The organism is Variovorax sp. H27-G14, assembly GCF_046156345.1.
Taxonomy (GTDB): Bacteria; Pseudomonadota; Gammaproteobacteria; order Burkholderiales; family Burkholderiaceae_C; genus Variovorax.
In genome coordinates, this window is record NZ_JAYLVN010000026.1 from 57,745 (window position 1) to 69,890 (window position 12,146).

Consider the following 12,146-nt stretch of genomic DNA (forward strand, 5'->3'; position numbering starts at 1 on the left):
GCGCCCTGGGCCGGGCGCCTCTACAGTCGCGGCTGCTTTTCAGCCGCTGCAACAAGCACATCTCCGGCACGCGTCCTTCGCGTGCTTTTTTTTAAGCCGAGGAACCTGTATGAGCACCAATTTCAGGACTGAACACGACTTCCTCGGCGAGAAGCAGATCCCTGCCGCCGCCTACTGGGGCGTGCACACGGCGCGGGCCGTGGAGAACTTCGCCATCTCCGGCACCCGCATCTCGGCCATGCCCGACCTGGTGCGCGCGCTGGCCTTCGTGAAGAAGGCCGCCACCCGCGCCAATGCCGACCTGGGCGCCATCGACCGGGACCGCGCGGCGGCCATCATCCTGGCCTGCGAGGACCTGGTGGACGGCAAGCTGCTCGACGAGTTCGTGGTCGACGTCATTCAGGGCGGCGCGGGCACCTCCACCAACATGAACGCCAACGAGGTCATCTGCAACCTCGCGCTGGAAAAACTGGGGCACGAGAAGGGGCGCTACGACGTGCTGCACCCCAACGACCACGTCAACGCCTCGCAGAGCACCAACGACGTGTACCCGACCGCGGTGCGCCTGGCCCTGTGGTTTGCCATCGGGCGGCTGCTGGAGGCCATGGCCTCGCTGCGCAAGAGCTTCGAGGCCAAGGCGCTGGAGTTCAAGGACGTTCTGAAGATCGGGCGCACCCAGCTGCAGGACGCCGTGCCCATGACGCTGGGCCAGGAGTTTCTGACCTACGCCATCATGATCGGCGAGGACGAATTGCGGCTGGCCGAGGCCCGCGCGCTCATCGAGGAAATCAACCTTGGCGCCACCGCCATCGGCACCGGCATCAACGCCCCGCACGGCTACGCCAACCTGGCCTGCCAGTACCTTGCCGAGCAGACCGGCGTGCCGCTCAAGCAGGCCGCCAACCTGATCGAGGCGACGCAGGACACGGGCGCCTTCGTGCAACTGTCGGGCGTGCTCAAGCGCGTGGCCACCAAGCTCAGCAAGACCTGCAACGACCTGCGCCTGCTGTCCAGCGGCCCGCAGGCCGGCTTTGGCGAAATCAGGCTGCCGGCGCGCCAGGCGGGCTCGTCGATCATGCCGGGCAAGGTCAACCCGGTGATCCCGGAAGTGATGAACCAGGTGGCCTTCGAGGTCATTGGCAACGACATCACCGTGACCATGGCCTCGGAGGCGGGGCAACTGCAGCTCAATGCCTTCGAGCCGATCATGGGCTGGAGCCTGTTCAAGAGCATCAAGCACCTGGCCAACGCCTGCGACACGCTGCAGAAGAATTGCGTGGAAGGCATCGAGGCCAACCGCGAGTTTCTTGCCAAGCGGGTGCGCGAGTCGGTCACGCTGGTTACCGCGCTGAACCCGCTCATCGGCTACGAAAAGGCAGCGCTCATCGCCAAGACCGCGCTGGCCACCGGCGGGCCGATCGACCTGGTGGCCGAGTCGCTGGGCATCATGACGCGCGCCCAGATGGAGGCGCTGCTCGTGCCGGAAAATCTCACGCAGCCCGTGCGCCTCACGGCGGCGCCGGTGCCGCCCGCGGCCGAACCCACCGGCACCGTGCCGGGTGGATCGCCGGGTGGGCCGGCGGGCACAAAGGCTGCTTAGTGAAAGTCAGACAATGCCAGGAGGCAGGATCGCACCATGCTGACACGCGTATGCGCTTGCATGGTGCAGAGTGAGCGTCGGTGCACCGGGTTGGTCCGGGTATCACGCAAAATGTGAGTGTCTAGAATTTCGTTGTATCTGTTTACGTCACCCTCAGGAGTTTTACTGTATGAAGAAACAAGTATTGGCATTGGCAATCGCGGCGCTGGCCGCCGGCGGCGCAATGGCACAAGCCAATGACACCCTTGCCAAGATCAAGGCCTCGGGCGTCATCACCGAGGGCGTGCGTGAATCCTCCGGCCTTTCCTACACGCTGGGCAATGGCCAGTACACGGGCTTCCACTACGACGTCTGCGCCAACATCATCAAGGACCTCGAGAAGGCCGCTGGCAAGAAGCTTGAAGTCAAGTACCAGCCCGTGACCTCGCAAAACCGCATTCCCCTGGTGCAGAACGGCACCGTGGACATCGAGTGCGGCTCGACCACCAACAACGCCACCCGCCAGAAGGACGTGGCTTTCGGCGTGACCACGTACGTCGAAGAAACCAAGATCGTCGTCAAGGCCAACTCGGGCATCAACTCGCTGGCCGACCTGAAGGACAAGACGGTCGCCACCACCACCGGCACCACGCCGCTGCAGACCGTGCGCAAGCAAAAGCGTGCTGAAAACCTGACCTTCAAGGAGGTCTACGGCAAGGACCACTCCGACAGCTTCCTGCTGCTGGAAACCGGCCGCGCCGACGCCTTCGTGATGGACGGCTCGATCCTGGCCGCCCTGGCGGCCAAGTCGAAGTCGCCCAAGGACTACAAGATCCTGTCGGACGTGCTGGCTGTCGAACCCATCGGCATCATGATCCGCAAGGACGACCCCGCCTTCAAGAAGGCCGTGGACGACAGCATCAAGGCACAGGCCAAGTCGGGCGAGCTGACCAAGCTGTACGACAAGTGGTTCCTCAAGCCGATTCCGCCCGCTGGCGTGACCATCAACCTGCCGCTGGGCGAGGCCACCAAGAACGCTTGGGCCAACCCGAACGACAAGCCGGCTGAAGAGTACGTCACCAAGGAATAAGCGTCGCATTGCTGCGTGAATGACGCCCACCTTTCAAGGTGGGCGTTTCTTTTCAAGGGACTGGTTTTCTAAGTGCTGAAGGAGTGAATGAACATGGGCAACTGGGATTGGCAGGTCTTCCTGCAAGACCCCGGCGGGGACTACCCGACTTACCTGCAATGGATGCTGTCGGCCTGGGGCTGGACGGTGTCGGTTGCATTGCTGGCGCTGATCGTCGCGCTGGTGCTGGGCTCGCTGGTCGGCATCATCCGCACGCTGCCCGACAGCCCGTGGCTGGTGCGTCTGGGCAATGCCTGGGTGGAGCTGTTCCGCAACATCCCGTTGCTGGTGCAGATCTTCCTTTGGTACCACGTGATTCCGGCGCTGATTCCCGTCATGAAGGGCGTGCCGAGCTTCATTCTCGTGGTGCTGGCGCTGGGCTTCTTCACTTCGGCACGCATTGCCGAGCAGGTGCGCTCCGGCATTCAGGCGCTGCCCAAGGGCCAGCGCTACGCGGGCATGGCGGTGGGGTTCACCACGCCGCAGTACTACCGCTACGTGATATTGCCGATGGCGTACCGCATCATCCTGCCGCCGCTCACGAGCGAGACGATGAACATCTTCAAGAATTCGTCCGTCGCCTTTGCGGTGTCGGTCACCGAACTCACCATGTTCGCCATGCAGGCACAGGAAGAAACGTCGCGCGGCATCGAGATCTACCTGGCCGTGACCGGCTGCTACGTGGTGTCGGCCCTGATCATCAACCGACTCATGGCCTACATCGAGAAGAAGACCCGCGTGCCGGGTTTCATCGTCTCGGCCAGCGCCGGCGGCGGAGGACACTGACATGAATCTCGACCTGTCCTTCTACAACTGGGACGTCATCAGCAACTTCGTCGTCAAGGGCTTCTACTTCAGCATCATGCTGACGGTGGTGGCCACCATTGGCGGCGTGATCTTCGGCACCTTGCTGGCGCTCATGCGCCTGTCGGGCAAGAAGTGGCTGGACGCCCCCGCGGCCCTGTACGTCAACGGCATGCGAAGCATCCCGCTGGTGATGGTGATCCTGTGGTTCTTTCTGCTGGTGCCGGCGTCGTTCTATTCGCTGTTCGGCTCGCTGGGCTCCAACTACCGCTCCGAAATCTCGGCCGTGATCACCTTCGTCGCGTTCGAGGCGGCCTACTTCAGCGAGATCATGCGTGCGGGCATCCAGTCGATTCCGCGCGGCCAGGTCAACGCCGGGCAGGCCGTGGGCATGACCTACGGGCAGAACATGCGCCTGGTGGTGCTGCCGCAGGCGTTCCGTAACATGCTGCCGGTGCTGCTCACGCAGACCATCATCCTGTTCCAGGACACCTCGCTGGTGTATGCCATCGGTGCCTACGACATGCTCAAGGGCTTCGAGACGGCCGGCAAGAACTTCGGCCGACCCATCGAGGCCTACCTGCTGGCCGCCGTCGTTTACTTTGTCATGTGCTACGCCCTTTCCTGGCTGGTGAAGCGCCTGCACAAGAAAATCGCCATCATTCGCTGACCCGCGTGCTGAACCGGAGAGAAAGAAATGTCCGAAAAAATGATTGAAATCAAGAACGTATCGAAGTGGTACGGCCCGGTGCAGGTGCTCAACGATTGTTCGGTGAGCATCTCCAAGGGCGACGTGGTGGTGGTGTGCGGGCCTTCGGGCTCGGGCAAGTCCACCCTCATCAAGACCGTGAACGCGCTCGAGCCCTTCCAGAAGGGCGAGATCACCGTCAACGGCATTCCGCTGCACGACCCCAAGACCAACCTGCCCAAGCTGCGCTCCAAGGTCGGCATGGTGTTTCAGCACTTCGAGCTGTTCCCGCACCTGTCGGTGACCGAGAACCTCACGATCGCGCAGATCAAGGTGCTGGGCCGCTCGGCGGACGAAGCCAAGACGCGCGGCATGAAGATGCTCGACCGCGTGGGCCTGATGGCGCACAAGGACAAGTTTCCGGGCCAGCTGTCGGGCGGCCAGCAGCAGCGCGTGGCCATTGCCCGTGCGCTGTCGATGGACCCGATGGTGATGCTGTTCGACGAACCCACCTCGGCGCTCGACCCCGAAATGGTCGGCGAAGTGCTCGACGTGATGGTGGCCCTGGCCAAGGAAGGCATGACCATGATGGTGGTCACGCACGAAATGGCCTTCGCCCGCAAGGTGGCCAGCCGCGTGATCTTCATCGACGTGGGCGGCAAGATCCTGGAAGACTGCCCGAAGGACGAGTTCTTCAACCATCCGGAAAATCGCCAGCCCCGCACGAAGGACTTCTTGAACAAGATCCTGCAGCACTGATGCGCTGCTAGAGCACAGACAGCGCCGCAAGCGCAAAGACAAAAGCCACGCTGTTCCGCAGCGTGGCTTTTTTCATTGGCTCCGGCGCCGGCGTCAGGGCAGCCTGGCGATGTGCTCTGTCAGCAGGTCGAAGAACCCTTGCGCGTCGCCGTCGACGATCCAGTTCACGTTGGGCGAGCGGTGCAGGCTGTCGTGCCAGTCGGCCACTGTCTGGCCGAAGCCCATGCCTTCGCGGCTGTCGATCTCCACATGAATGCGCCTGCCCTTGAACAGCGAAGGCTGCAGCAGGTAGGCGGTGACGGTGGCGTCGTGCACCGGGCCGCCGGGCATGTCGTAGTGCTTCATCTCCTGCGGCGCATAGGCGTCCAGAATGTCCGCGACGATCGCGCCGGCCCTGTTGCCGATGCCTCGCAGCCGCGCGATGCGCGCTTCGCTTGTGAGAATCTTGTGCGTCACGTCCAGCGGCAGCATGGTGATGGGCACGCCGCTTTTCAGCAGCACCGCCTCGGCCGCATGGGGGTCGGCGAACACGTTGAACTCCGCCACCGGCGTGATGTTGCCGCCGTTGAAATGCGCGCCGGCCATGAGCACCAGCTCGCGCAGGCCGCGCACGATGTCGGGGGCTTGTTCGAGCGCCAGCGCCAGGTTGGTCTGCGGGCCGAGCATGGCGAGCGTCACGCTCTTCTCGGGCGCCGCGCGCAGGGTGCGAACCAGATAGTCGACCGCGTGGCCGTCGGCCAGTGGCGCGGCGGGCTCGTACACGTCGACGCCGGTGAGGCCTTCCTGGCCGTGGATGTTGGCTGCGTAGATCGGTGTGCGGTGCAGGGGCCGCTCGGCGCCTGCATACACCGGAATGTCAGGCCGCCCGGCCCATTCGCAGGCCAGCCGCGCATTGCGCGAGGTCTTGGCCAGCGGCACATTGCCGGCAACCGTGGTCAGCGCCTGGAGCTTCAGTTGCTCGGGCGCTGCCATGGCAAACAGCAGCGCGATCATGTCGTCCGCGCCGGGGTCCGTGTCGATGATCAGGGTGTGCATCGCGCCATTGTCGTAGCCCATCGCGGCCCACCCCAGTCCTCAGGCTCTCGGGCTCTCGGGCTCTCGGGCTGTTGTGCGGCCTGCTACTTCTTGCGCGCCGCAATGGCCTGCTCGGCCTTGGCCACCAGGTCCGCGCCCACGGTCGGCTTCCACTTGTCGTACACCGGCCGCGTCGCTTTCACAAAGGCGTCGCGCTCGGCCGGCGTGAGGCTGGTGACGGTCACGCCCATGCCCGCGATGTCTTTCAGCACGGGCTTGTCGGCTTCCACCAGGCCTTTGCGTGCGATGGCGATTTCTTCCTTGCCCGCATCGACGGCGGCCTGGCGCACGATGGCTTGGTCGGCCGGCGTCCACGAGGCCCAGATTTCCTTGTTCACCACGAACACCAGCGGGTCGGCCACGTAGCCCCAGGTGGTGACGAACTTCTGGCCCACGTTCTGCATCTTCAGCACGGTGAACAAGAACAGCGGGTTCTCCTGCCCGTCGACCGCGCCGCTGGCGAGCGCGGGCTGTGCGTCGGCCCAGCTCATTTGCGTGGGATTGGCGCCCAGCGCGGTGAACATGTCGGAGTAAATGGGCGAGCCGACCACGCGGATCTTCATGCCCTTGACGTCTGCCGGCGACTTGATCGGCCGCTTGGAGTTTGTGATTTCGCGGAAGCCGTTCTCACCCCACGCAAGCGGCACCACGCCGGCCTTGTCGAGGGTCTTGAACATGTCCTTGCCGACTTCGCCTTGCGTGAGCGCATCGATGGCGGCGTAGTCGGGCATCAGGAACGGCATGGAGAACAGGTTGAGCTGTTTCACTTGCGGCGACCAGTTGATGGTGGAGCCCACGGCCATGTCGATGACGCCTTGGCGCAGCGCGCTGAACTCGCGGGTCTGGTCGCCCTGGATTAGCGACACGCCGGGGTAGAGCTTGATGTTGATGCGGCCTTGTGTACGCTCTTTCACCATGTCGGCCCAGATTTTTCCGGCCTGGCCCCAGGGGGTGGGCGGGCCCAACACCAGCGACATCTTGTATTCGGGCTTGTAGGTGGCCTGCGCCATGGCGCCGGTAGAGAACAGGCCGAGGGCGGTCGCTGCGGCGGCGAGGCCGAGAAGGGTGCGGCGGAATTTCATGATGGTCTCCTTGTTTTCTTGAACACGACTGGTACTGGAATCTTTTAGCTAGCGGGGCGAGGGGCTTTGGTCAGGGCTCTTGTTCAGGGCGCGTGCACAGGCCGCCGGGTACTCCCCTCCGCGAATGTCCCCCGGGGCTTCGCCCCTCCTCCTTTATTTCGCTGCGGGGAGCACCCGACGCCCTGTGCACCAGGACACGCTCTGTGTGCTCCGCTGATCAACGACTGCTCCGTATAACGCTCGTGAGGGTGGGGTGCCTTGCGCAGCGAAATAAAGGAGGAGGCCGCAGGCCGGGGGACATTCGCGGAGCAAGGTACCCCGCCCTCGCGAGCGCGCCCCGAACAACAGCGGCGCTCAAGCAACGGCAACGGCAAAGACATCACCTCAGTACCCCAGCTTGCGCGGCAGCCACAAAGCCAACTCGGGGAAGGCGATGACCAGCACCATCACCACGAACATCGAGAACAGCAGCCAGCCGACCCAGCGCACCGTCTCCTCCATGCGCACGCCCGCAATGCGGCAGGACACCATCAGGTTCACCGCCAACGGTGGCGTGAACTGCCCCAGCGCCACCTTCAACGTAAGGATCACACCGAACCACACCGGGTCCCATTTGTAGAACTGCACGATCGGCCACAGCAACGGCACGAAGATCAAGAAGATCGACACGCCGTCCAGGAACATGCCCACCGTGATGAGCAGCAGAATCAGCAACGCCAGCACCCCATACTCGCCCAGCCCCGAATGCGTGATCGCATTGGCCACCGGGTCGATCACGCCAAGTGTGGACAGCGAATACGCAAAGATGCCCGCAAGCGACACCACGATCAAGATCACCGCCGACAACTCGCCCGACTCGCGCAAGATCACGAACAGGTCGCGCACCTTGATCGTGCGGTGCACCACCATGCCCACGAACAGGCCGTAGAACACCGCCACCACGGCCGCCTCGGTGGGCGTGAACCAGCCCAGCCGCATGCCGCCCAGAATGAGCACCGGCGCCGCCAGGCCCCAGATCGCTTCGCGCAAGCTCTTCCAGAACAGCGGGCGCGGCAGGCTGGCTTCGAGCGCGCCCATCTTGTGCTTGCGCGCCAGCCACACGGCCGGAACCATCAACGCGAAGCCGGCCAGAATGCCCGGGATCATGCCGGCCGCAAACAGCGCCGGCACCGAGGCATTGGGCACCAGCACCGAATAGACGATGAAGGCCACAGACGGCGGAATCAGAATGTCGGTGGCCGCTGCGGCGCCCACCACACTGGCCGCGAAGGGCTTCGGGTAGCCGGCGCGCGCCATGGCCGCGATCATCACGCCACCCACCGCGGCGGCCGTGGCCGGGCCCGAGCCCGAGATGCCGCCCATGAACATCGCCACCGCAATCGTCACCAGCGGCAGCATGCCGGGGCCGCGCCCCACGATGGCAATGGCAAAGTTCACCAGCCGCAGCGCCACGCCCGAGCGGTCGAAGATGGAGCCGACCAGCACGAACATTGGAATGGCCAGCAGCGGGTACTTGCCCAGGCCGGCGTAGAAGTTCTGCGGCACGGCCAGCAGGCCGAACCACTGGGCGTCGCCGTTGGCCAGCGCAATGCAGGCCGCGCCGGCCAGGCCGAGTGCGGCGCCAATGGGCACGCCCACCAGCATCATCACGACGAAGGCGACGAAGAGCAGGGTGGCGATCACTTGGTGGCGCCTTTGCTGTCCGAGGCGTAGTTGGTCTTGCGGCCGCGGCGCACCATGAGGCCCACGGCGCGCAGCGCGATGGCATAGGACACGATCGGCAGCCAGATGGAGTACCACCAGGCGGGCAGCCCGATGCCGGGCGTTGTTTCCTCGAAGCGGTAGTCGTCCCACACCATGCGCAGGCTGAGCGTGCCGATCAGCGTGAAGAGCAGGGCGATCATGAGCGCGCCAAACTGGGCGAGCCGTTTGCGCCGGGCCATGGAGCCGCTCTCGGAGAAGTACTCGATGCGGATGTGCCGGTCGCGTGCCACCGCGCCGCAGCCCGCGACCATGGCCAGCATGATCATGAGGAACACCGAGAACTCTTCGGTCCACGCGAAGGAAGAATCGGTGAAGTAGCGCACCAGCACGTTGGCGAAGGTGATGAGGGCCAGGGCGCCCATGATGAGGACGGTGAGCCAGTCTTCGATGGCAAGGGGAACCTTGGTGGGTTCGTCGGCGGCTGGGATGTCGGGGGGGAGGGGGCTTGCGGCGTCCAGCGTGGGGCCGGACTCGGGTGGAGTTGTCATCGCGAAAGGGGCAGTGAGGCAAGGCGCCGTGTCACCGGGCGGACGCCGGGACGCGTTCCGTACACCTCGACAGGGGAAACTGCCACCGATGCTAGGGGGTCGATGACCACTGATGCATCGGGGGTTTCCTTAAGCGCTGCTGCTGCTGAGTGCACTGTGGGCGCTGTTTGTTCAGGGCGGGTGCACAGGCCGCCGGGTGCTCCCCTCCGCGAATGTCCCCCGCTTCGCTCCTCCTTTATTTCGCTGCGGGGAGCACCCGACGCCCTGTGCACGATGAGTGCCGCTGGTGTACTACTGAGCTTTTGTGAGAGGCGGGAGGTGGGCAAGCAGAAATCCGAAGGGCTGGTGTTAACTGCTGCGGACTTTGGGGTGACCGCGTTCAATGTTCGCTTCAGACTGGTTGCTGCCGTTGGGCACCTGCGGCTTTGATGTCTGCAGCAACGCTGACAGCGGTCATTTGGAACCGACTGATTCAGGCAAGCGAACCGGCACCTAGAGGCTATCCGTCATAACCTATGAACGCAGGCGGAAATGGCCCTCTCCGTACCAGTTGCCAACCCGCGCCTTGAGTTTTTCAATCTCTGCTTTGCGCCTTCTTGCTTCACCCATCTCCTGATGCTCCTATGCTTGATATAGGCATTAGGCCCTAGCGAATCTCCAGCGCTATCGGCCCAGGCGTTTTCCCATGCGGGCCTGCTCGCATCGAGGCGCTAGCATCGGAAAACACTTGTGAAGGACAACCGCATGGCAAAGAACTGGGGCGTTGCAAGGTTCTATGGAATGGGTTCCATGGAGTACTTGCAGGAATCGGGGGAGTGGCTAGCCGATGGAAGGCTGTTCGACGGCGCACCGATTCGCCTGTTTGAATCGATGGCTGAGGCAGATGCATACGGCGAGCAGTTTCCCAAAGAGAGCCAGCCACATGGCGTGCAGTTCATGCTCGATGGGCAGGGTAGGGTGCTTACTGCTCGCGCCAGCCAAAAGAGGCCAACAGGGCGGCATGCACGTGCTAGCTACGGGCGCACATGACGCACTCCATCGACTTCGATTCGATTGAGGCTCGCCTCTTCACGCTTCATCACGTGACGCTCGGTAGTCAGGAGTTTTGCAAGCGATTCCGAATCGTCCGCGATGCTGAACACCCGGTGGAGTATGAGTGGTGGCAGTACTTCGGCCATTTGAAAGCTCTCGTTAGTGGCACCATGATCGATGCCGCCATCAAAATCCGGATGTTGCAGGACATTGGTCGTGCGGAGGACAGCCAGTTCGACGCACGCACGCTACAAATGGAAGCAAGCAGCGGCCTTGATATTGGAGCGATTGAAGGCCACGGCGCCCTTTCTCTGCGCGATTCTTGCAACAAGATCGTACATGCAACGGGCGCAAAGCTCGTATGGCAGGCTGTTGAGAGAGGCGAGGATTCGTTTGAGTACTGGACTGGGGTATATCGCCTGTTTGGCAACGATCAGGCGGGTAGGGGGTGGGTGGCGAGGATCAATGTAGCTGACTGGTGCACGGCAATGATCCGCTTCAACTCATCATTTCAGAACCGCATCGACTGGGCAGACGTGCTCAAGTGGGACGAATAAATCATGACCCAAGCATCCAATCTCGATGCACTTGGCTTCGAGTTCTTCCGAGAGTTCGCAAGGTGCGAGTACTGCTTGAAGGTCGTCGGCCTGCGTGAACCGAATCGGCGCGATCCAACGGCTGACTGGGGTGCTTTCGCCACCGAAATCCGCCCGACGCTTGAGGCACCGTCTTCCGCGGAACTACAAGCATCCGTTCAGTACTACATTGACCATTCGCCGAAAAAGCAGATTCAGCAGGCGGATGGCCTTCTGGGTTGGAGTGATGTTCTCCCGGATCACAAGCACCAAGCTGAGCTCATCCTGCGGCTTGTCTGTCGGGTGCGAAACAACTTGTTCCACGGAGGCAAGTTCAACGGCCATTGGTTTGAGCCCCAACGCAGCGAAGTCTTATTGCGCCACGCGCTAGTCATCCTGAATGCCTGCGTCAAAAGCCATCAGGCGGTCCGAGAAGCGTATGCGCAAAAAGCCGTCTAATCTCCCTTGAGTCGGCCTTGAAGGAACTTACCAGCGCCACCCTTTAGCTCGCTTCGGTCAAACAACTTGCCTTGAAACTGGAATTCGCGATCAATCCGCACGATCAGCAGCTTCTCGAAGTCGCCTTGGCTCTTGACCAGTACGTGGTCGCTGGTCTTTTCGGGCGAGATGGTCTTGACCTCGACACGCTTGCCGTCAATCGTGCCGTCAGAGCCGGGCGCGTGGGTCGCATGGCGGCGAAGACCAAACTTGATCTCTGCGTAGATTTCTCCCAGTTCGCCCCAGACCTGAAGGTATCGGCCTGTGTTCTCGAAGTGGCGTGCCGCGCAGTCGACCAAGTCTTGGAAGATTTCCGTTTGCTCAAGGATGCTGAACGGAAAGCCTTCTCTGCTCCGGACGGGCTGAACTGAGGCCGCGTCCTCTTCTGGCTCGCCCTCAAGCTGCGCCTCGGCCCATTCCCTGTCGATGTACTTCGCTTGCCAAGGGGCGTAGCCGCAGGCGGCGGCGTCAGCTATGTCCTCCGCGCTGTACCCACGGTCGTGCATGTCGTGCAAGAAATCCCAATCGCTCATGGTTCGCCTTCTAAGGAACATCTGATCAAGTCGTAAATTGACTTGATGACGAGCGCGCGTGTTGTGTCGCAGCGCTCGCCGGCTCGTTGCACCGGCATTCGATGTGTTTGAGCGCTTCTGTAGTGCCCTTACGCTGCCAGC

13 protein-coding genes are annotated in these 12,146 nt (G+C 62.8%); 8 read left to right on the plus strand and 5 right to left on the minus strand.

Going from position 1 to position 12,146, the window contains the following annotated elements; genetic code table 11:
- Nucleotides 1-109 precede the first annotated feature (109 nt).
- From VLK31_RS33055 to VLK31_RS33075, 5 genes are all read left to right on the plus strand, one after another.
- Nucleotides 110-1,600, plus strand: coding sequence for an aspartate ammonia-lyase (locus VLK31_RS33055; RefSeq protein WP_409172721.1), 1,491 nt, complete (start codon nt 110-112; stop codon nt 1,598-1,600).
- Between the two features lie 169 nt (nt 1,601-1,769).
- Nucleotides 1,770-2,669: an amino acid ABC transporter substrate-binding protein gene (locus VLK31_RS33060; RefSeq protein ID WP_093126394.1), complete on the plus strand. Its 900-nt coding sequence runs from the start codon at nt 1,770-1,772 to the stop codon at nt 2,667-2,669.
- A 93-nt stretch (nt 2,670-2,762) separates the two neighbouring features.
- Nucleotides 2,763-3,494 carry an amino acid ABC transporter permease gene (locus tag VLK31_RS33065; RefSeq protein WP_409172722.1) on the plus strand — a complete coding sequence of 244 codons (732 nt, stop codon included), beginning with the start codon at nt 2,763-2,765 and terminating at the stop codon, nt 3,492-3,494.
- A 1-nt stretch (nt 3,495) separates the two neighbouring features.
- A complete protein-coding gene (locus VLK31_RS33070) occupies nt 3,496-4,182 on the plus strand; it encodes an amino acid ABC transporter permease (RefSeq protein WP_409172723.1) in 687 nt (228 codons plus the stop codon).
- A 39-nt stretch (nt 4,183-4,221) separates the two neighbouring features.
- Complete coding sequence (locus VLK31_RS33075; protein WP_409172734.1) at nt 4,222-4,959, plus strand: amino acid ABC transporter ATP-binding protein; 738 nt, start codon at nt 4,222-4,224, stop codon at nt 4,957-4,959.
- Between the two features lie 93 nt (nt 4,960-5,052).
- Here the strand turns inward: VLK31_RS33075 and VLK31_RS33080 are convergent, their stop codons facing one another.
- From VLK31_RS33080 to VLK31_RS33095, 4 genes are all read right to left on the minus strand, one after another.
- Nucleotides 5,053-5,994 (minus strand): nucleoside hydrolase, encoded by a 942-nt coding sequence (locus VLK31_RS33080; protein ID WP_409172724.1) that lies wholly within the window; start codon nt 5,992-5,994, stop codon nt 5,053-5,055.
- An 83-nt stretch (nt 5,995-6,077) separates the two neighbouring features.
- A complete protein-coding gene (locus VLK31_RS33085) occupies nt 6,078-7,115 on the minus strand; it encodes a DctP family TRAP transporter solute-binding subunit (RefSeq protein WP_409172725.1) in 1,038 nt (345 codons plus the stop codon).
- A 384-nt stretch (nt 7,116-7,499) separates the two neighbouring features.
- The gene (locus VLK31_RS33090; RefSeq protein WP_409172726.1) at nt 7,500-8,798 is read right to left on the minus strand and encodes a TRAP transporter large permease; all 1,299 of its coding nucleotides are present in this window, start codon (nt 8,796-8,798) and stop codon (nt 7,500-7,502) included.
- Entirely contained in the window at nt 8,795-9,367 is a 573-nt protein-coding gene (locus VLK31_RS33095) for a TRAP transporter small permease (protein WP_409172727.1), read from the minus strand. The genes VLK31_RS33090 and VLK31_RS33095 overlap by 4 nt, the downstream gene beginning before the upstream one ends.
- 744 nt (nt 9,368-10,111) lie before the next feature.
- On the opposite strand from VLK31_RS33095, the gene VLK31_RS33100 reads away from it, so the two are divergent.
- From VLK31_RS33100 to VLK31_RS33110, 3 genes are read left to right on the plus strand one after another with little or no spacing between them, the layout of a single operon-like run.
- Nucleotides 10,112-10,396 carry a hypothetical protein gene (locus VLK31_RS33100; protein ID WP_409172728.1) on the plus strand — a complete coding sequence of 95 codons (285 nt, stop codon included), beginning with the start codon at nt 10,112-10,114 and terminating at the stop codon, nt 10,394-10,396.
- A complete protein-coding gene (locus VLK31_RS33105; RefSeq protein WP_409172729.1) occupies nt 10,393-10,956 on the plus strand; it encodes a hypothetical protein in 564 nt (187 codons plus the stop codon). Before VLK31_RS33100 ends, VLK31_RS33105 begins: the two co-directional genes overlap by 4 nt.
- A gap of 3 nt (nt 10,957-10,959) precedes the next feature.
- The gene (locus VLK31_RS33110) at nt 10,960-11,433 is read left to right on the plus strand and encodes a hypothetical protein (protein WP_409172730.1); all 474 of its coding nucleotides are present in this window, start codon (nt 10,960-10,962) and stop codon (nt 11,431-11,433) included.
- On the opposite strand, the gene VLK31_RS33115 is transcribed toward VLK31_RS33110, so the two are convergent.
- The gene (locus VLK31_RS33115) at nt 11,430-12,005 is read right to left on the minus strand and encodes a DUF6998 domain-containing protein (protein WP_409172731.1); all 576 of its coding nucleotides are present in this window, start codon (nt 12,003-12,005) and stop codon (nt 11,430-11,432) included. The genes VLK31_RS33110 and VLK31_RS33115 overlap by 4 nt on opposite strands.
- Nucleotides 12,006-12,146: the final 141 nt, after the last annotated feature.